The following is an 18,061-nucleotide window of genomic DNA, read 5'->3' on the forward strand; positions in this document are numbered from 1 at the left end:
CTCGTGACGACGCCGACACCGACCCGCACGCCCACCGAGATCGACCGCCTCGCCGAGGAGCACCTCGACGCCACGGTGGCGCTGAGCCCGCTGGAGGCGACCTACCTGGGTGTCCCCGGCCGCGACGCCGAGATCGACGACCTGTCGATCGAGGGTCTGCGCGCGCGCCGGGACCAGGTCGCGAGCACGCTGGAGCGGCTGGAGGGGGTGGAGCCGGCCGACGACACCGACCGGGTCACCCGCGCCGCCCTGCGCGAGCGGCTGGGCCTGGAGCTGGAGCTGCACGACCTCGTGCTGGAGGGTCGCACCCCGGTCGAGTTCAACGTCCTCACCGCCGCCCCGCTCGCGGTCCGCGACGTCTTCGACCTCATGGGCAAGGACACCGAGGCGCACTGGTCGACGGTCGTGGCCCGGCTGCACGCGGTGCCCGCGTCCCTGGAGCAGTTCGTCTCGGCGCTGCGCTGGTGCGCCGGGCAGGGCCAGGTGCCGCCGCTGCGCCAGGTGCGCGCCGTCGCGGGGCAGTGCCGGGACCAGGCCGGCGACGAGGCGAGCAGCTTCGACGCCCTGACCGGTGAGGCGAGCGGCCAGCCCGAGGCGATCCGCGCCGACCTGGTCGAGGCGATCACCGTCGCCAAGGCCGCCTTCGGCGAGCTCGCGGCATACCTCGAGGACGAGCTGGCGCCCCGGGCGCCGGAGTCCGACGCCTGCGGCACCGAGCTCTACCGGCTGCACTCGCGAAGCTTCCTCGGCGCCGAGATCGACCTCGAGGAGACCTACCGCTGGGGCCAGGAGGAGCTCGCGCGGATCACCGCGATGATGGAGGAGACCGCCGAGCAGATCCGCCCGGGCGCCTCGGTCAAGGAGGCGGTGGCGCTGCTCGACGAGGACCCCGGGTATGCCCTGGAGGGCACCGAGGCGCTGCGCGAGTGGATGCAGGTCACCGCCGACCGGGCGGTCGCCGAGCTGACCGACACGCAGTTCGACGTGCCGGAGCCGGTGCGGGCGATCGAGTGCATGATCGCGCCGAGCCAGACCGGCGGGATCTACTACACCGGTCCCAGCGAGGACTTCTCCCGGCCCGGGCGGATGTGGTGGTCGGTGCCCAAGGGGGTCACCCGGTTCTCCACCTGGCGCGAGCTGACCACGGTCTACCACGAGGGTGTCCCGGGCCACCACCTGCAGATCGGGCAGACGGTCTACCGCTCCGAGCTGCTCAACCGGTGGCGCCGGCTGGCGTCCTGGACCTCGGGCCACGGCGAGGGGTGGGCGCTCTACGCGGAGTGGCTCATGGCCGACCTGGGCTACATGGACGACCCGGGCAACCGGATGGGGCTGCTGGACGGCCAGTCGCTGCGCGCGGCGCGGGTGGTGCTCGACATCGGGGTGCACTGCGGCTTCGAGGCGCCGGAGGAGGTCGGCGGCGGGGAGTGGACCTACGACAAGGCGTGGGAGTTCCTCAACAACCACGTCAACATGGACGAGGGCTTCGTGCGCTTCGAGCTGGACCGCTACCTCGGCTGGCCCGGGCAGGCCCCGAGCTACAAGATCGGCGAGCGGCTGTGGCTGGAGCTGCGGGACGAGTGCCGGCGCCGGGAGGGCGACGACTTCGACCTCAAGGCCTTCCACCGGCGGGCGCTGGACATCGGGGGTGTCGGGCTGGACACGCTGCGGGCGGCGGTGCTCGGCGAGCTGTGAGCGGGACGTCGGGGGTGCCGGAGCGGGTCACCCGCAGGCTCGTGCTGCGCGGCTTCACCGACGCCGACCGTGAGCCCTTCGCCGCGCTCAACGCCGACCCCGAGGTGACCCGCCACCTCCAGGGACCACTGAGCCGCGAGCGCTCGGACGCCTTCGTCGACCGCATCGCCGCCTGCTGGTCCGAGCGCGGCTGGGGCCTGTGGGCGCTGGAGCGGCGCGACACGGGCGAGTTCGTCGGCTACACCGGCCTGTGGCCCGCCGACTTCCTGCCGGACGGGCCGTCGGTCGAGGTGGGGTGGCGGCTCGCGCGGCCGGCGTGGGGCCACGGGTATGCACCGGAGGCCGCCCGCGAGGCGCTGCGGTTCGGCTTCACCGAGGTGGGTCTGGAGGAGATCGTCTCCTTCACCGCCGCCGGCAACACGGCCTCGCTGCGGGTCATGGACAAGATCGGCCTGGTGCGCGACCCCGCCCGTGACTTCGACCACCCCAGGGTGGACGCGGCGGCATACCCCCAGCTGGTGCGGCACCTCTTCCACGCCCTCACCGAGCAGGAGTGGCGGGTCAGCACCACCGCTCGCTGAGGGTGCGCAGGACCGTGGCGCTGCGGGTCGTGCCGACGGTCCCGCCGAGCACCTTCTCGACCTGGGCGTTGCCCAGGGTGCTGGCGTGGAAGCTCGTCCCGATCAGCAGGTGAGCCGCGCGGCCGCGCAGGACGAGGCGTTCGCCGTCGCCGCCCAGAGCTGCGGCCGCCCGGACGGCCGCGGGGACGGGCTCGTCCTTGAGCAGGACGACGTGGTGCTGTCCGGTATGCCCCTCCCCCAACTCCTCGATGTCGGCGACGAGGGCGCGGAGCTCGGGCGCGGCATACGCGATGGTGGGGACCTCGAAACCGCGATCGGCGAGGTAGGCCGCCTCCAGCGCCGCCTCGACCCGGGCCCGCGAGCGCATCCTGGTGTCGAGGCGCACGTTGCCGGTGTTGATGTACGTGGCGACGCCGTCGAAGCCCGTGTCCTCGGTCACCCGCTGGATGTCGGCCTTGGGGAACTTCCGGCGGGCGCCGAGGTTGATGGCGCGCAGGAAGGCGACGTAGGTGGCCACGTCGCGATCCTGCCACCAGACCCGCCGAGCGGACAGGCCTGTCAGCGCTGAGTCATACACTTGTTCGAAAGAGCGGGCGCCTCATGGACGAGGCGTCGCGAGCCCGGGGAGGGGGTGACGCACGATGGCAGATCCAGCAATGAGGCACGAGCCTGGTGAGGGGGATGGCGAGCGGAGTGATGGAGGCCCGCACGACCGCGGTGGCGCCCTGCTCGCCGAGCTCGGGGACGTCGCCGTGCAGCGCTCCCGGACCGAGCGCCGCCTGCTCGAGGTCGCCCGCGAGCTCGTGGCGGCCACCGGTGAGACCCTGCTCGGGCAGAAGGGCTTCTCCAGCGTCGAGGAGCTCACGGCGGCGGAGCGTCGCCGGTGGCGGGCGGAGGCGAAGCGGCTCTGCGTCGCCGAGATCCGGCTGCGGCTCGGCGTCGGCGAGCGCGAGGCCCGGGCGATGACGGGGCTGGCCTGCGCGCCGGTCGACGTGCGCGACCAGGTCCTCGGGGCGCTTGACCGTGGAGAGGTCACCTGGGGCCTGGTCCGCGGCTTCTGGGACCGCTGCGGCTCGTTGCCCGCGGAGCGGGCGGGGCTGGTCGCCGAGGTCCTCTTCGGCACCGACCCGGCCACGGCGGCTCCGGAACGCCTCGACGCCGACGGCCACCTGCGGACCGAGCCGTGGCAGCACGCGGACTACTGGGCCACCCTGGAGCGGGAGGCCGTCCGGGCCGAGGGCGAGGACGTGCAGGCCGAGCGCGAGCGGCGTCGCGCGGCCTATCGGCGGCGGCGCTCGTGGATGTCGGTCCACGACGACGGGACCGCGACGATGAGCATCACCGGCCCGCTCACCACCATGGCCGCCGTCCACGCCCGGATCGAGCGCGCGGTGCGGGCGCTGCGCAAGGCCGGCGACGAGCGGACCCTGGACCAGCTACGCAGCGACGTCCCTGCGGCACTGCTCCTCTACGGCGAGCTGCCGCTGCTGGAGCGGGCCGGTGAGGACGACCTCACGGTCTCCGACCTGGAGGCGATCAGCCGGATCATCGCGGCCCAGCCACGTGTCGACCTGCAGGTCGTCGTGCCGTGGGAGGCCTTCACGGGGCAGGCGCCGGCGACGGCGCGGGCCGCCGAAGATCCACAGCCATCCGAGACAGCCCGGTGTGACCGCCGACTCGGGTCGATCGGCCACGTCCTCGGGCACCACCCTGCCTTCATCTCCCCCGGGCACGCCCGAGAGCTGGCCCTGCTCCCGGGGACGACCCTGTCTCGCCTCCTCGTCGACCCGGCGGACGGCAGGCTGATCGAGCGCACCATCGCTCGGTACCGCCCCGACGCCGACATGCGCCGTCAGGTGGTCGCCGCCGACGTCCACTCGAGGTCCCCGCTCACGCGGGTCCCGGCGTCCCGGTGCGAGCTGGACCACGTGCTGCCCCACGGCACACCGGGCGGGGTGACCGGCGAGCTCAACCTGGCCTCGCTCGACGTCCGGACGCATCAGTTCAAGACCGCACGAGCCTGGAGCGTGGCCATCAACCGGCGCCGGGACCTGACCTGGTCCACCCTGCTCGGCCAGAGCGCCACGACGCGGGTGCACGACTACCGCCAGTACCTCGACCGGGCGATCCCGCCGCCTCCACCTCCCGGGGAGCCGTCCGGCGAGGACGGCACCCACGACATCGGGGGCATGCGCGACACCGCAGACAGGTGCGACGCCGCGGACAGGCACGACGCCCGGCGCGACCTCGCCTGCCAGGCGCTCTACTCCGCCCTCGTGCACCGCGGCGCCGACGCCTTCCTCTCTGACCTGGACGACGACGCCGACGACGGGACTCCCCTCACCGGATGGGCCGGCGTGGCTCGCCGCGTTGGCGGGGAGCCGGTGCCGACCCCGGAGGAGGTGCTGGGCATACCGGTGGACGAAGAACCGGGACCAGGCGAGGAGACGAACCCGGGCGAGGAGACGAACCCTGGCGAGGAGACGGACCCGGACGGGGGCTCGGACCTCGGCGAGGAACGGCGGGGCGACGCGGCAGGCGGTGGGTGGCGCACCCGACCCGACGACCCACCGCCCCTTCTGAGGCCCGGGGCGCCGACCCACGGGCGCGCACCCGGCGGCTCTAGGGTTGATCCGTGATCCCCTTCGTCCTCGCGTCCGCGTCCCCGGCCCGTCTGACCACCCTCACCCGGGCCGGGGTGAGACCCGAGGTCATCGTCTCCGGCGTCGACGAGGACGCCGCGATCGCGGCCGCGCAGGAGCGGCACGGCGAGCTGGGCGCCGCGGACGTGGCGCTGACCCTGGCCCGGGCGAAGGCGGAGCAGGTCAGCGCCGACCACGATCTCGACGCCCTCGTCCTCGGCTGCGACTCGGTCCTCGAGCTCGAGGACGAGATCTTCGGCAAGCCGCACTCCTCCCAGGTGGCGATCGAGCGGTGGCAGCGGATGAGGGGCCGCTCCGGCGTCCTGCACACCGGGCACTGGGTCATCGACGACCGCAGCGAGGGGACCGGGGCGACGCTCGGCGCGACCGCCTCGACCACGGTGCACTTCGCCGACCTCAGCGACGCCGAGATCGCCCACTACGTCGCCACCGGCGAGCCGCTGCACGTCGCGGGAGGCTTCACGGTCGACGGGCTCGGCGGGCCCTACGTCACCGGCATCGAGGGCGACTACCACGCCGTCGTCGGCGTGAGCCTGCCGATGCTGCGCGAGCTCCTGGGTCAGCTCGACGTCGCCTGGCACGACCTGACCGCGTGACCTCACGGTGTGACCCGCGGATGTGACCCGGCTCACACGCTTCTCCCAGGTCGGGGTGAAACGTTGTAAGTGGGTCGACCGACCCGAACATCCGACGGAAGGACGGCGACATGAACCGCACGACCTACCGAGGCGCGACCCTCCTGGCCGCGCTCACCCTCGCGACAGGGACCGCTGCCTGCACCCACGCCGGCGGCGGACGCGAGCACGAGCAGCACCAGCACGAGCAGCACCAGCGCCGGCACGACGCAGGGAGATCCTGATCCGGACACGGCCGCCGTGCCGACGGACGCCGAGGCCTACGCCAACACCTGGGTCCGCGCCTGGGGCCGCGGCGACGACGCCACCCTGGAGACCCTCAGCTCCACCGACGCGCTGCAGCAGGCGAAGGACAACCCCGGCGACAGCCACTGGGACTTCGACCACGCCGACTCCGGCGCAGGCACCTACCACGCGACCTACACCAACTCCCAGGACGGACGCCACCTCACCCTGGCCGTCGACCTCGCCGCAGCCACCGCGGGCGAGGAGCACGCCGTGCGCGACCTCGAGCTCACCGGCGCCGACCAGGTCATCCCCACCGACGCCGAGGCCTACGCCGACGCCTGGGTCCGCGCCTGGGGCCGCGGCGACGACGCCACCCTGGAGAACCTCAGCTCCACCGACGCGCTGCAGGCGGGCAGGAGCACGCCGGGTGATGCCCACTGGTCCTACGACGGGGGCGAGGCCGGGGCAGGCTCGCTGCACGCGAGCTACGTCAACGACGAGGACGGACGCACGCTGGACCTCACCGTGGACCTGTCCATCGCCTCCGTCGGCGGCGAGCACGCCGTCACCGAGGTGACGTTCGGCGAGGGCTGAGACCGAGGTGCCTGAGGCCCAGGTGTCCTGACCGGGGCGGTCAGGCGTCGTAGTCGATGGTGACCGCCTCGGTCACCGGGTGCGACTGGCACATGAGCCGGTAGCCCCGGTCCACCTCGTCCGGCTCGAGGGCGTAGTTGCGGTCCATCCGCACCTCGCCGTCGGTCACCTTCGCCCGGCAGGTGCCGCACACCCCGCCCGTGCAGGAGAAGGGCGCGTCCGGCCGCTCGCGCAGCGTCGCCGCCAGGATGGTCTCGGCGGCGCTGGGCATCGGCACGGTGGTGGTCCGCCCGTCCAGGGTCACGGTGGCGACCGCCTCCGGCGGCGCACCGGGGTCGGCCGGCTCGGCGGGGACCGGCTCGGTCACCGGTGCCCCCTCCCCGTCGACGTGGAAGATCTCGTGGTGGACGTGCTCGGCGTCGACGCCACGCTCGGCGAGGACCTCCTGCACCGTCTCCACCATCCCGAAGGGGCCGCAGAGGTACCACTCGTCGACCTGGTCCTCGGGGATGAAGGTGGCCATGAGCTGCTCGACCTTCTCGCGGTCGATACGACCGGTGAGCAGCTCGGCCTCCTGCGGCTCGCGCGAGAGCACGTTGAGCAGGGTGAAGCGACCAGGGAACCGGTTCTTGAGGTCCATCAGCTCCTCGAGGAACATGACGGAGTCGGTGCGCCGGTTGCCGAAGACGAGGGTGACCCGCGAGTGCGGCTCCTCCTCCAGGGCGGTCGTGAGCAGCGAGAGCACCGGGGTGATCCCGGACCCCGCGGCGATGCCCACGTGGTGCCGCGTCGCGGTCGGTTGGGTCGGGCAGGTGAAGGAGCCCATGGGGCTCATCACCTGCATCGTGTCCCCGGGCCGCGCCTGCTCGTTGAGCCAGGTCGACATGAGCCCGCCGGGCACCGTCGCGGTGGCCACGCGCACCTCGCCGCGCTCGCGCGACTGCGCGCGGGAGATGCAGCAGGAGTAGGAGCGCCGGGCGTCCTGGCCGTCGATGGTGGCGCGCACGGTGAGGTGCTGGCCGGGCTCGAACTCGAACTCCTCGCGCAGCTCCTCGGGGATCTCGAAGCTGATGGCGACCGCCTGGTCGGTGAGGCGGTCCACCCGGCTCACGGTGAGGTCGTGGAACCTCGCCCGACGGCGGGTCGGCTGCTGGATCAGGCTCAACGAATCGCTCCTGTCGGGGGTCTGGGGCGCAGCCCCAGCTGCGGGGGGACCCGGGGGCGGAGCCCCCGGGCGATCAGATCGTCTTGAACTCGTCGAAGGGCTCGCGGCACTCACGGCACCGGCGCAGCGCCTTGCAGGCGGTGGACCCGAAGCGCGCGACCTCCTCGGTGTCGTCGGAGCCGCAGTGCGGGCACCTGACCACGCGCATCTGCAGCCCTACCGGCACCGGCCCGTGGGCGCGGTCACCGGTGGGCGGGGCGATCCCGAAGCGGCGCAGCTTGGTGCGCCCCTCCTCGCTCATCCACTCGGTCGTCCAGGCCGGTGAGAGCCGGGTGACGACGTCGACCGGTATGCCGTGCCGCTCGGCCGCCTCCCGCACCCCCTCCTCCATGGCGTGCATGGCGGGGCAGCCGGAGTAGGTCGGGGTGATGGTCACCCGCAGCCCGGGACGCCCGTCGACGTCGGCCCGCTCGACGTCCCGGATGACGCCGAGGTCGTCGATGGTGATGACCGGGATCTCGGGGTCGGCGACGCCCCGGATCGCCCGCTCGGCGTCCTCGAGCTCGGTGTCGCGCAAGGAGAGCATCACCACGTCGCCCCCGGGTGGCTGCGGGCCAGGTGCTGCATCTCGGCCAGCAGGTAGCCCATGACCTCGGAGTGGATCCCCTCGCGCCCGCCACGGGCATACCAGCGGGGCGGGTCGGGCATGGTGAGCGTCGCCCGCTCGAGCACCTGGCCGACCGAGGCGTTGACGGCCTCGGTCAGCGTCGAGGGCAGCACCCCGATCCCCTGCTCGCTCGCCCAGCGGGCGGCGTCGTGGTCCTCGCCGAGCTCGGCGACGAAGGGGTGCACGGCGACCAGGCCCTGCTGCATGCGCTCGTGGCTCTCCGGCGTGCCGTCACCGAGGCGCAGCACCCACTGCGTCGCGTGGTCGCGGTGGTACTCCACCTCCTTGACCGCCTTCGCCGCGATCGCGGCGAGCGTCTCGTCGCCCGAGGTGAGCAGGGCGGCATACAGCTCGCACTGGTAGGAGGAGAACCACAGCAGGCGCGCCATCTCGTGCGCGAAGTCGCCGCGCGGCTGCTCGACGAGCTGCACGTTGCGGAACTCGCGCTCGTCGCGCAGCATCGCCAGGTCGTCCTCGTCCCGGACCGGGTCGGCCGCCTCGACCTCGCCGGCGCGGGTGAGCAGCGCCCGGGCCTGCCCGATGAGGTCCAGCCCGACGTTGCCGAGGGCCATGTCCTCCTCGATCTGCGGGGCATGGGTGAGCCAGCCACCGAGCCGCTGGGCATAGATGAGCGCGTCGTCGCCGAGCCCGAGGAGGTAGTCGACGTGGTGCTGGTCGCTCACAGGTACTCCACGTCCTCCGGCACGTCGTAGAACGTGGGGTGGCGGTAGACCTTGTCCGCGGCCGGGTCGAAGAAGCTGTCGCGCTCGTCCGGGCTCGAGGCGGTGATGTCGCTGGAGGCGACGACCCAGATCGACACGCCCTCCTGACGCCGGGTGTAGAGGTCGCGCGCGTTGCGCAGCGCCATCTGGGCGTCCGGTGCGTGCAGCGATCCCGCGTGCACGTGCGACAGCCCGCGCTTGGCGCGCACGAAGACCTCCCAGAGCGGCCAGCCGGCGGTCGTCATGCGACCTCCTGCGCGGCCTGCTTGTCGGCATACGCCGCCGCGGCCTCGCGCACCCACGCGCCGTCCTCGTGCGCCTCGACCCGGGTGCGGATCCGCTGCTCGTTGCAGGGCCCGTCGCCCTTGAGGACGCGCCAGAACTCGTCCCAGTCGATGTCGCCGAAGTCCCAGTGCCCGCGCTCCTCGTTCCATCTGAGGTCCGGGTCGGGCAGCGTGATCCCCAGCTTCTGGGCCTGCGGGACGGTCATGTCGATGAACTTCTGCCGCAGGTCGTCGTTGGAGAACCGCTTGATCCCCCACGCCATGCTCTGCGCGGTATGCCCGTTGCTGGCGGCCTCGCCCGAGTCCGGGGGGCCGAACATCATGAGCGCCGGCCACCACCACCGGTCGGCGGCGTCCTGCGCCATGGCCTTCTGCTCCTCGGTGCCGCGGGCGAGCGTCCAGAGGATCTCGAAGCCCTGGCGCTGGTGGAAGGACTCCTCCTTGCACACGCGGATCATCGCGCGGGCGTAGGGGCCGTAGGAGCAGCGGCACAGCGGCACCTGGTTCATGATCGCGGCACCGTCGACGAGCCAGCCGATCGCGCCCGCGTCCGCCCAGGTGAGGGTCGGGTAGTTGAAGATCGAGGAGTACTTCTGCTTGCCCTGGTGCAGCTTGTCGAGCAGCTCGGAGCGGTCCACGCCGAGGGTCTCGGCGGCGGAGTAGAGGTAGAGCCCGTGGCCGGCCTCGTCCTGCACCTTGGCCATGAGGATCGCCTTGCGCCGCAGGCTCGGCGCACGCGAGATCCAGTTGGCCTCCGGCTGCATCCCGATGATCTCGGAGTGCGCGTGCTGCGCCATCTGCCGGATGAGCGTCGTGCGGTAGGCCTCGGGCATGGCGTCGCGCGGCTCGACCCGCTGGTCGTCCTCGACGAGCCCGTCGAAGTAGGCGGCGAGCGCCTCGGTGTAGTCCTCCGTCTCGGCCGCGTTGAGCGGCGAGGGGCGCGTGGCGGTGTCGGTGCCGGGCTGGCCGAAGTCGTTGCCGTACATGTCCCCAGTGTGCCAGAGATCCGCGACTTTGTATAACGCAACTCACGTCATTCGACGGTCGAGATGTAACAAACCTTGGGTGCGAGACTGGGGTGGTGAGCCATCCGCACGAGCAGGCCCCGTCGGCCGACGCCAGCGTCCGCACCGCGCGCCCCAACGACGCCCCCGCCGTCGGGCTGGTGCAGGCCTTCGTCTGGCAGCAGGAGTATGCCGGCGTCCTGGACCCCGAGGTCCTGGACGCCCTCACCGGCCCACGCTTCGCCTCGGTCTGGCGGCAGTCCCTCGAGCAGCCGCCCTCGCCGCGGCACCGGCTGCTGGTCGCCTGCGCCGGGCCGCAGGTCACGGGGTACGTCGCCGTCGGCCCCGCGGAGGACGAGCCGGGGCTCCCCGAGGGGTCCTCGGCGCTGCTGCTCGACGGCGGTGTGCACCCCGAGGCCCGCCGCGCCGGCCACGGCTCGCGGCTGCTCAACGCGGCGGTCGACACCCTGCGGGCCGCCCACGAGGAGCTGCACGCGGTGGGCGCCTGGGTGCTGGGCGAGGCCGAGGTGACCCGCGGCTTCCTGCAGGCCGCCGGCTTCGAGCCCGACGGCGCCTACCGCGACCGGGTCGTCGCCGACGACGGCCGCACCGTCCGCGAGGTCCGCCTCGTCGCGTGGACCTGAGCCCGCGAGACGGACCCCGGTGACCTGACGTGAACGGCCGGCTGGTGGGGGTGGACCTGGCCCGCACGCTCGCGCTGCTCGGGATGTTCGCCGCGCACCTGGCCGAGCAGGAGGGGGCCGGCCCGGGCGGGGTGAGCCCGCTGTTCCAGGTCGTCGCGGGGCGCTCCTCCGCGCTCTTCGCCGTGCTGGCCGGCGTGAGCCTGGTGCTGGCCGCCCCCCGCGAGGCGGTCCTGGCCGACCCCGGGGCATACCGGCGCCGGATCCTGGTCCGGTCGTCTCTCGTCGGCGGCCTCGGGCTCGTGCTGGGGACGCCGAGCTCCGGGATCGCCGTCATCCTCACCTACTACGGCGTGCTCTTCTGCAGCGCCCTGCCCGTGCTGTCGTGGCGGGCCCGACCGCTGGCCCTGCTCGCCCTCGCCTGGGGGGTCGCGAGCCCGGTGGCCAGCCTGCTGCTGCGCCCGCTCCTGCCGGATCCGACGCTCGCCGTGCCCTCGCTCACGACGCTGCTCACCCAGCCGGTGCAGCTCCTGGGCGAGCTCCTCGTCACCGGCTACTACCCGGTCCTCACCTGGGCGACCTACCTCTTCGCCGGTATGGCGGTGGGCCGGGTCCTGCAGGCACGTGGCGACGGGGCCCGGGTCACCCGGCCCCTCGTCCTGGCCGGAGGTGGCCTCGCCGTCCTCGCCCTCGCGGCCTCGGCGCTGCTCACCCGGACCGAGCAGGTCCGCACCTCGCTGCTCGCGAGCGTCGGCCTGGGCCCCGGAGACTGGGCGCTGCTCGACCACGAGCGGCGCCTCGGGTTCTACGGGGTCTTCCCCGAGGGCAGCGCGTGGTGGCTGGGCGTGTGGGCCCCGCACAGCGGCAGCGTCGTCGACCTGGCGCACACCACGGGCAGCGCGCTGCTGGTGCTCGGGTGCTGCCTGGTCCTGGTGCGCACACTCACCGCACTCCCCTGGCCGCTGCTCGCGGGGGCCGGTCGGGCGACCCTCACCCTCTACTCCGCGCACGTGATCCTGCTGGCCACGCCGCTCGGTGACGAGGGGGTCTTCGCGCGGCACACCTCGACCGGGCTGCTGGCGCACAGCCTCGTCGCGCTGCTGGTCGGGGCGGCGCTCGTCGCGGGCCACCGGCGCGGCCCGCTGGAGGCGCTGGTCGGTGGGGTGGTCAGCTCGATCCGCCCCACTTCCGCCCCAGGCGCCCCATCCTCACCACGCTGACGACACCCGTTCACTTCGTGTTCACCTTGCGGTGAACTTTGCGCTACCTTAGGTGAACGGAAGATGAACGACTGAGGAGACTGGCTCTCCCGGAGGAGGTGGACCCCATGGCGACCGTTCGCCCGCTGCGGACCGACCCCACGCGCGCGACCCGGACCCTCACCTGGGTCCCGGTCACCGACGCCACCGGCCGCACCCGCATGGAGATGCGCTGGCACGTCGGCGCGCCCGCACCACGTATCCGCCGCAAGGCTGCTGCCTGAGGGGCAACCGGACACGACAGACGCAGGAAGGGCGGGCCCGAACGGGCCCGCCCTTCCTCATGCGTGGTGCGGCGTCACCGCCACCGGTCAGTCGGCGGAGTCCCCCGACTCGGTGCCGTTGCCGCCACCGTTGCCACCGCGACCGCGGCCACCGCGTCGGCGGCGCTGACGACGCGGGCGCTCGCCGCCCTCGTCAGCGCCCTGGTCGCCGGCGTCGTCCGTGGACTCGCCCTGCTCGGTCTGCGGGGCCCGCTCGGCCACCTCCGGCGCCTCGGCGGCGTCGGCCCGGCTGGGCTCACCGGCGTCGGCGGCGTCACCGGCCGGCTGCGCCTCGCCGCCCTGCTCCTGCGCCACGACGGCGGCCAGCGAGAGCTTGCCGCGCGGGTCGATCTCCTTGAGCTCGACCTGGACCTTCTGGCCCACGCCCAGCACGTCCTCGACCGCGTCGATGCGCTTGCCGCCGACGAGCTTGCGGATCTCGGAGATGTGCAGCAGGCCGTCCTTGCCCGGCAGCAGCGACACGAACGCCCCGAAGGTCGTGGTCTTGACCACAGTCCCGAGGAAGCGCTCGCCGATCTCCGGCATCTGCGGGTTGGCGATCGCGTTGATCGCGGCCCGGGCGGCCTCGGCCGACGGGCCGTCGGTCGCACCGATGTAGACCGTGCCGTCGTCCTCGATCGAGATGTCGGCGCCGGTGTCCTCCTGGATCTGGTTGATCATCTTGCCCTTCGGGCCGATGACCTCACCGATCTTGTCGGTGGGCACGCGGACCGAGATGACGCGCGGGGCGTAGGGGCTCATCTCGTCCGGGGCGTCGATCGCCTCGTTCATGACGTCCAGGATGTGCATCCGGGCGTCGCGGGCCTGGGTCAGCGCCCCGGCCAGGACGTCGGCGGGGATGCCGTCCAGCTTGGTGTCCAGCTGGATCGCGGTGACGAACTCCCGGGTGCCGGCGACCTTGAAGTCCATGTCGCCGAAGGCGTCCTCGGCGCCGAGGATGTCGGTGAGGGCGGCATACTGCGTCTGCCCGTCGACCTGCGCCGAGACCAGGCCCATCGCGATGCCCGCGACCGGCGCGCGCAGCGGCACACCAGCGTTGAGCAGCGACATCGTGGACGCGCAGACCGAGCCCATCGAGGTCGACCCGTTGGAGCCGAGCGCCTCGGAGACCTGCCGGATCGCGTAGGGGAACTCCTCGCGGGTCGGCAGGACCGGCATGAGGGCACGCTCGGCGAGCGCCCCGTGGCCGATCTCGCGGCGCTTCGGGGAGCCGACGCGGCCGGTCTCACCGGTCGAGTAGGGCGGGAAGTTGTAGTTGTGCATGTAGCGCTTGCGCGACACCGGGGAGAGGGTGTCGAGCTGCTGCTCCATGCGCAGCATGTTGAGCGTGGTGACGCCCATGATCTGGGTCTCGCCGCGCTCGAAGATCGCCGAGCCGTGCGCCCGCGGGATGACCTCCACCTCGGCGGAGAGCGCGCGGATGTCCTTGAGGCCACGGCCGTCGATGCGGACCTCGTCGCGCAGGATGCGCTCGCGGATGAGCTTCTTCTGCACGGCGCGGTATGCCGCGTCCAGCTCCTTGTCGCGCCCGTGGAAGGGAGCGTCCTCGCGGTCGTCGGAGTCGCCGGCCGCGTCCCAGTGCAGGCCGAGCAGCTTCTCCTTCATCGCGACCTTGATCTCGTCGAGGCGGTCCTCGCGCTCGGCCTTGCCCGCGATCTGCAGCGCCGCGGTGAGGTCACCGGTGACGGCCTCCTCGACGGCGGTGTAGGCGTCGTCCTCGTAGTCGAGGAAGCGCGGGAACTCCTCCACCTCCTTGGCGGCGGCGGTGGCCAGCTCGGCCTGCGCCTCGCAGAGGACCTTGATGAACGTCTTGGACGCCTCCAGGCCCTGGGCGACGACCTCCTCGGTCGGGGCCTGCTTGCCCTCGCTGTTGACGAGGTCCCAGGTGGACTCGGTGGACTCGGCCTCGACCATCATGATGGCGACGTCGTCCTCGACCACGCGACCCGCGACGACCATGTCGAAGGTCGAGCGCTCGGCGTCGGAGAAGTTCGGGAAGGCGACCCACTGGCCGTCGACGAGCGACATCCGCACGCCACCGATCGGACCGCTGAAGGGCAGGCCGGAGATCTGGGTGGAGGCGGACGCGGCGTTGATCGCGAGCACGTCGTACTGGTGGTCCGGGTCGAGCGACAGCACGGTGATGACGACCTGGACCTCGTTGCGCAGGCCCTTGGCGAAGGTCGGGCGCAGCGGGCGGTCGATCAGCCGGCAGGTGAGGATGGCGTCCGTGGACGGGCGACCCTCACGGCGGAAGAAGCTGCCCGGGATCTTGCCGAGGGCATACATCTTCTCCTCGACGTCCACCGTCAGCGGGAAGAAGTCGAAGTGGTCCTTGGGGTGCTTGCTGGCCGTGGTGGTGGACAGCAGCATCGTCTCGTCGTCGAGGTAGGCGGTGACGGAGCCGCCGGCCTGCTTGGCCAGGCGCCCGGTCTCGAACCGGACGGTGCGGGTGCCGAAGCTGCCGTTGTCGATCGTGGCTTCGGCGGCGGTGATCTCTGGACCCTCCATGGGCCCTCCTTTTCTCTTCACTCTCATCTGCAGCGGGCATCGTCGTTGTGCCCGCTGGTCGTGCAGGTGGAGGGTGGACCCCTCCAGACGCGAAGAAGCGGTCCCCAGTCCTGGGAACCGCTCCCTGCGAGACTCAGCGGCGCAGGCCGAGGCGCTTGATCAGCGACCGGTAGCGCTCGATGTCGATCTCCTCGAGGTAGCGCAGCAGCCGCTTGCGCTTGCCGACCAGCAGCAGCAGGCCGCGGCGGCTGTGGTGGTCGTGCTTGTGCTCGCGCGCGTGCTCGGTGAGCTCCTTGATGCGGGCGGTCAGCAGCGCGACCTGGACCTCGGGGGACCCGGTGTCGCCCTCGGTCGTGGCGTACTCCTTGATGATGTCCTGCTTGGCGGCAGTGTCGATCGCCATGGGCGACTCCTTCGTGTTGTTGCGCGGCGCCAACCCGGGCCTGTTCACCGGGGCACTCTCGATCCGCGGCCGTCATGACGGCACTGTTCAGGTTATCAGCGGGTCGCATCCGGCCCTAATCTGCGCGGTATGCCCCGCTTGCGCACCGTCTCCCCCGCCTCCCCCGGCTGGACCCGTCGGCGATCCGGGCGCGGCTTCACCTATCTGGACTCCTCCGGCGAGCGCCTGCCCGAGGAGGAGGTGGAGCGGATCAAGGCCCTGGTCATCCCTCCGGCGTGGGAGGACGTGTGGATCTGCCCGCACCCGCGGGGTCACATCCAGGCCGTCGGCACCGACGACGCCGGGCGGCGGCAGTACCTCTACCACCCGGCCTGGCGGGAGAAGCGCGACAAGATGAAGTTCGACCGGGTGCTCGCGGCGGCCGAGCGGCTGCCCGCGGCGCGACGCCGGGTGATCCGCGACCTGGCGCAGGAGGGTATGCCGGTGGAGCGGGCCGAGGCGGTGGCGGTGCGGCTGCTGGACCTGGGCTACTTCCGGATCGGCAGCGACGTCTACACCGATGCGCACGGCAGCTTCGGGCTGACCACGCTGGAGCGCCGCCACGTCCGGGCCCGGGGCGACGTCCTCGTCTTCCGCTTCGTGGGCAAGTCCGGGGTCGAGCACACCGTGGAGATCGACGACGCCGACGTCATCGCCGCCCTGGACCGGATGCGCCGGCGTCGGTCGGGGGCACGGCTGCTGGCCTACCAGGACGGGCGCCGCTGGATCGACCTCGACGCCGCGGCGGTCAACGTCTACCTCGACGAGCTGCTCGGCGGCGAGCTCACGGCCAAGGACTTCCGGACCTGGCACGCGACCGTGCTCGCGGCCACGTCCCTGGCGCTCTCGGAGGAGGCGGGCGACACCCAGGCCTCCCGGAAGCGGGCGGTGAAGGCCGCCGTGGAGGAGGTGGCGGCATACCTGGGCAACACGCCGACCGTCGCCCGCTCCTCCTACATCGACCCGCGCGTCATCGACCTCTACGAGCACGGCACGACGATCGCGGAGGCGGCCCGCCGGCGGCACCGCTCCCCCGCTGCCCGGACCCGCGACCTCGAGCGCGCCGTGCTAGAGATGCTGTCATGAGCCTCGAGACCTTCCCGACCGACTGGCAGCGCGCCCTGTGCGTCGTGGCCCACCCCGACGACCTGGAGTACGGCACCGCGGCCGCGGTCGCCCGGTGGACGGGCGAGGGCAAGGAGGTCACCTACCTGCTCGTGACGCGGGGAGAGGCGGGCATCGCGACGATGCCGCCGGAGGAGGCCGGTCCGCTGCGGGAGCAGGAGGAGCGCGACGGTGCCCGGAAGGTCGGCGTCGAGGACGTGCGCTTCCTGGAGGGCTTCTCCGACGGGGTGGTGGAGGCCGACCTGCGGCTGCGGCGCGAGCTGGCCCGGGTCATCCGCGAGGTGCGGCCGGAGGTCGTGACGACCATCACGCACGCCGAGACCTTCCCCAACGGCGGGCTCAACCAGGCCGACCACCGCGCCGTCGGGCTGAGCGTCGTCGACGCGGTCGCGGCGGCCGGCAACCGGTGGATCTTCCCCGAGCTGGTGACCGAGGGCCACGAGCCGTGGGACGGGGTGCGCTGGATCGCGTCCTCGGCCGGCCACACCCCCACGCACGAGGTCGACGTCACCGACACCTTCGAGGCCGCGGTGGCCTCGCTGGAGGCGCACCGGGAGTACCTCGGCGCCCTCGGCGCGGACTACCCGACCCCGCGCGAGCTGCTCGGCACGATCCTCGGGGCCGGCGAGGGCGAGACCGACGACGGCGACACGCCCAGCCGCTACCGCTGGGCCGCCCAGGTCTGGCCCCGCTGAGGGTAGGCGCCCCCTACGTGCGGCGCTGGCAGTTGCCGCACCAGAAGAGGTTGCGGCCGGCGACGACCTTGTGCCGGACGGTCGCGCCGCAGCGCAGGCACGGCAGACCGGTGCGCTGGTAGACGGCGAACTCCCGCGGGACCTCGGGCAGCTCACCCCGCTGCAGCGCCGCCTCGGTGTCCTCGAGCACGTCGTCGAGGGTGATGATCGTGCCGGTCCGCACGCCGTACGGCATGAGCCGCACGAGGTCGTCCCAGACGAGCTGCCACGACGCGGCCTTGAGCGAGCGCCCCGGCCGCAGCGGGTGCAGCCGGTGCCGCCACAGCACCTCGCAGCGGTAGATGTTGCCGACCCCGGCGAGCACCGTCTGGTCCATGAGCAGCTCGGCCACGCTCTTGCCCGACCGCCGGATCGAGGCGTAGGCCTGCTCCGGGTCGTTGAGCTCGCTCACCGGCTGCAGCGGGTCCGGTCCCTGCCGCCGGACGAGGCGGTCGACCTCGGCCTCGTCCACGACCTGGCAGGCCATCGGCCCGCGCAGGTCGGCGACGTGCTCGTCGGACAGCACCCGCAGCCGCACCGCCCCGGTGGCCGGCGGCTCCGAGCCCACGGGCACGACCGGCAGCACGAACCACTTCCCGATCAGCCCGAGGTGGACGTAGAGCGTGCGCCCCTGCGCGAAGTCGACGAAGAGCAGCTTGCCGTGCGCCCAGGAGCGCTCCACGGTCGTGCCGTCGAGCACGGCCGCGCCGTCCGCGAAGCGCCCCTGCGGGCTGCTCACGGACGGCTCGGTCCCGGCGAAGGCGCGGTCCAGGGCACCGGCCAGGCGGTGCAGAGTGTGACCCTCGGGCATACCCGGATGGTCTCAC

At 72.7% G+C, this 18,061-nt stretch carries 20 protein-coding genes; 11 read left to right on the forward strand and 9 right to left on the reverse strand.

The genetic code is table 11. The annotated features are described in order from the left end of the window. The first annotated feature begins 3 nt into the window (after nucleotides 1-3). Nucleotides 4-1,695: a DUF885 domain-containing protein gene (locus SGUI_RS05375; protein ID WP_066637243.1), complete on the forward strand. Its 1,692-nt coding sequence runs from the start codon at nucleotides 4-6 to the stop codon at nucleotides 1,693-1,695. Further along, nucleotides 1,692-2,276 (forward strand): GNAT family N-acetyltransferase, encoded by a 585-nt coding sequence (locus SGUI_RS05380; RefSeq protein ID WP_066637245.1) that lies wholly within the window; start codon nucleotides 1,692-1,694, stop codon nucleotides 2,274-2,276. The genes SGUI_RS05375 and SGUI_RS05380 overlap by 4 nt, the downstream gene beginning before the upstream one ends. On the opposite strand, the gene SGUI_RS05385 is transcribed toward SGUI_RS05380, so the two are convergent. Next, entirely contained in the window at nucleotides 2,257-2,793 is a 537-nt protein-coding gene (locus tag SGUI_RS05385) for a DUF1697 domain-containing protein (protein WP_066637246.1), read from the reverse strand. The genes SGUI_RS05380 and SGUI_RS05385 overlap by 20 nt on opposite strands. 139 nt (nucleotides 2,794-2,932) lie before the next feature. Between SGUI_RS05385 and SGUI_RS05390 the strand changes: the two genes are divergently transcribed. From SGUI_RS05390 to SGUI_RS05400, 4 genes are all read left to right on the forward strand, one after another. After that, nucleotides 2,933-4,915 (forward strand): hypothetical protein, encoded by a 1,983-nt coding sequence (locus SGUI_RS05390; protein WP_066637247.1) that lies wholly within the window; start codon nucleotides 2,933-2,935, stop codon nucleotides 4,913-4,915. Then, nucleotides 4,912-5,535, forward strand: coding sequence for a Maf family protein (locus SGUI_RS05395; RefSeq protein ID WP_066637249.1), 624 nt, complete (start codon nucleotides 4,912-4,914; stop codon nucleotides 5,533-5,535). Before SGUI_RS05390 ends, SGUI_RS05395 begins: the two co-directional genes overlap by 4 nt. A 110-nt stretch (nucleotides 5,536-5,645) precedes the next feature. After that, nucleotides 5,646-5,798, forward strand: a complete 153-nt coding sequence (locus SGUI_RS17340; protein WP_157621745.1) for a hypothetical protein — start codon at nucleotides 5,646-5,648, stop codon at nucleotides 5,796-5,798. Between the two features lie 16 nt (nucleotides 5,799-5,814). After that, entirely contained in the window at nucleotides 5,815-6,396 is a 582-nt protein-coding gene (locus SGUI_RS05400) for a hypothetical protein (RefSeq protein ID WP_066637251.1), read from the forward strand. Nucleotides 6,397-6,436: 40 nt separating this feature from the next. Here SGUI_RS05400 and paaE read toward each other — a convergent pair whose 3' ends face one another. From paaE to paaA, 5 genes are all read right to left on the reverse strand, one after another. Further along, the gene (gene paaE, locus SGUI_RS05405; RefSeq protein WP_066637253.1) at nucleotides 6,437-7,561 is read right to left on the reverse strand and encodes a 1,2-phenylacetyl-CoA epoxidase subunit PaaE; all 1,125 of its coding nucleotides are present in this window, start codon (nucleotides 7,559-7,561) and stop codon (nucleotides 6,437-6,439) included. A gap of 73 nt (nucleotides 7,562-7,634) precedes the next feature. Further along, a complete protein-coding gene (gene paaD / locus SGUI_RS05410; protein ID WP_157621934.1) occupies nucleotides 7,635-8,147 on the reverse strand; it encodes a 1,2-phenylacetyl-CoA epoxidase subunit PaaD in 513 nt (170 codons plus the stop codon). Continuing rightward, the gene (paaC, locus tag SGUI_RS05415; protein ID WP_066637256.1) at nucleotides 8,147-8,911 is read right to left on the reverse strand and encodes a 1,2-phenylacetyl-CoA epoxidase subunit PaaC; all 765 of its coding nucleotides are present in this window, start codon (nucleotides 8,909-8,911) and stop codon (nucleotides 8,147-8,149) included. The genes paaD and paaC overlap by 1 nt, the downstream gene beginning before the upstream one ends. Next, nucleotides 8,908-9,195, reverse strand: a complete 288-nt coding sequence (gene paaB, locus SGUI_RS05420; RefSeq protein WP_066637260.1) for a 1,2-phenylacetyl-CoA epoxidase subunit PaaB — start codon at nucleotides 9,193-9,195, stop codon at nucleotides 8,908-8,910. The genes paaC and paaB overlap by 4 nt, the downstream gene beginning before the upstream one ends. After that, nucleotides 9,192-10,220, reverse strand: coding sequence for a 1,2-phenylacetyl-CoA epoxidase subunit PaaA (gene paaA / locus SGUI_RS05425; RefSeq protein ID WP_066637263.1), 1,029 nt, complete (start codon nucleotides 10,218-10,220; stop codon nucleotides 9,192-9,194). Before paaA ends, paaB begins: the two co-directional genes overlap by 4 nt. 95 nt (nucleotides 10,221-10,315) lie before the next feature. Here paaA and SGUI_RS05430 point away from each other — a divergent pair, with 95 nt between their 5' ends. From SGUI_RS05430 to SGUI_RS17345, 3 genes are all read left to right on the forward strand, one after another. Then, on the forward strand, nucleotides 10,316-10,882 hold the full coding sequence (locus SGUI_RS05430) for a GNAT family N-acetyltransferase (RefSeq protein ID WP_066642849.1): 567 nt from the start codon (nucleotides 10,316-10,318) through the stop codon (nucleotides 10,880-10,882). Nucleotides 10,883-10,911: 29 nt separating this feature from the next. Further along, nucleotides 10,912-12,099 carry a heparan-alpha-glucosaminide N-acetyltransferase domain-containing protein gene (locus SGUI_RS05435; protein WP_066637266.1) on the forward strand — a complete coding sequence of 396 codons (1,188 nt, stop codon included), beginning with the start codon at nucleotides 10,912-10,914 and terminating at the stop codon, nucleotides 12,097-12,099. 107 nt (nucleotides 12,100-12,206) lie between these two features. Further along, entirely contained in the window at nucleotides 12,207-12,362 is a 156-nt protein-coding gene (locus tag SGUI_RS17345; RefSeq protein WP_157621746.1) for a hypothetical protein, read from the forward strand. Between the two features lie 87 nt (nucleotides 12,363-12,449). Here SGUI_RS17345 and SGUI_RS05440 read toward each other — a convergent pair whose 3' ends face one another. Both SGUI_RS05440 and rpsO read right to left on the reverse strand, forming a co-directional pair. Next, nucleotides 12,450-14,933, reverse strand: a complete 2,484-nt coding sequence (locus SGUI_RS05440) for a polyribonucleotide nucleotidyltransferase (protein ID WP_066637269.1) — start codon at nucleotides 14,931-14,933, stop codon at nucleotides 12,450-12,452. A gap of 133 nt (nucleotides 14,934-15,066) precedes the next feature. Beyond that, nucleotides 15,067-15,336, reverse strand: coding sequence for a 30S ribosomal protein S15 (gene rpsO, locus SGUI_RS05445; protein WP_066637271.1), 270 nt, complete (start codon nucleotides 15,334-15,336; stop codon nucleotides 15,067-15,069). A gap of 129 nt (nucleotides 15,337-15,465) precedes the next feature. On the opposite strand from rpsO, the gene SGUI_RS05450 reads away from it, so the two are divergent. After that, nucleotides 15,466-16,461, forward strand: coding sequence for a DNA topoisomerase IB (locus SGUI_RS05450; RefSeq protein WP_066637273.1), 996 nt, complete (start codon nucleotides 15,466-15,468; stop codon nucleotides 16,459-16,461). After that, nucleotides 16,458-17,195, forward strand: a complete 738-nt coding sequence (locus SGUI_RS05455; RefSeq protein WP_066637275.1) for a PIG-L deacetylase family protein — start codon at nucleotides 16,458-16,460, stop codon at nucleotides 17,193-17,195. Before SGUI_RS05450 ends, SGUI_RS05455 begins: the two co-directional genes overlap by 4 nt. A gap of 13 nt (nucleotides 17,196-17,208) precedes the next feature. Here the strand turns inward: SGUI_RS05455 and SGUI_RS05460 are convergent, their stop codons facing one another. After that, a complete protein-coding gene (locus SGUI_RS05460; protein WP_066637277.1) occupies nucleotides 17,209-18,045 on the reverse strand; it encodes an Fpg/Nei family DNA glycosylase in 837 nt (278 codons plus the stop codon). Nucleotides 18,046-18,061: the final 16 nt, after the last annotated feature.

The organism is Serinicoccus hydrothermalis, assembly GCF_001685415.1.
Lineage (GTDB): Bacteria > Actinomycetota > Actinomycetes > Actinomycetales > Dermatophilaceae > Ornithinicoccus > Ornithinicoccus hydrothermalis.

Coding starts and splice junctions, on each gene's coding strand:
- SGUI_RS17340 (WP_157621745.1), top strand. CDS start 5,646: ATGAACCGCACGACCTACCGAGGCGCGACCCTCCTGGCCGCGCTCACC.
- SGUI_RS05450 (WP_066637273.1), top strand. CDS start 15,466: ATGCCCCGCTTGCGCACCGTCTCCCCCGCCTCCCCCGGCTGGACCCGT.
- paaD (WP_157621934.1), bottom strand. CDS start 8,147: ATGCTCTCCTTGCGCGACACCGAGCTCGAGGACGCCGAGCGGGCGATC.
- paaB (WP_066637260.1), bottom strand. CDS start 9,195: ATGACGACCGCCGGCTGGCCGCTCTGGGAGGTCTTCGTGCGCGCCAAG.
- SGUI_RS05440 (WP_066637269.1), bottom strand. CDS start 14,933: ATGGAGGGTCCAGAGATCACCGCCGCCGAAGCCACGATCGACAACGGC.
- paaA (WP_066637263.1), bottom strand. CDS start 10,220: ATGTACGGCAACGACTTCGGCCAGCCCGGCACCGACACCGCCACGCGC.
- rpsO (WP_066637271.1), bottom strand. CDS start 15,336: ATGGCGATCGACACTGCCGCCAAGCAGGACATCATCAAGGAGTACGCC.
- SGUI_RS05460 (WP_066637277.1), bottom strand. CDS start 18,045: ATGCCCGAGGGTCACACTCTGCACCGCCTGGCCGGTGCCCTGGACCGC.
- SGUI_RS05390 (WP_066637247.1), top strand. CDS start 2,933: ATGAGGCACGAGCCTGGTGAGGGGGATGGCGAGCGGAGTGATGGAGGC.
- SGUI_RS17345 (WP_157621746.1), top strand. CDS start 12,207: ATGGCGACCGTTCGCCCGCTGCGGACCGACCCCACGCGCGCGACCCGG.
- SGUI_RS05455 (WP_066637275.1), top strand. CDS start 16,458: ATGAGCCTCGAGACCTTCCCGACCGACTGGCAGCGCGCCCTGTGCGTC.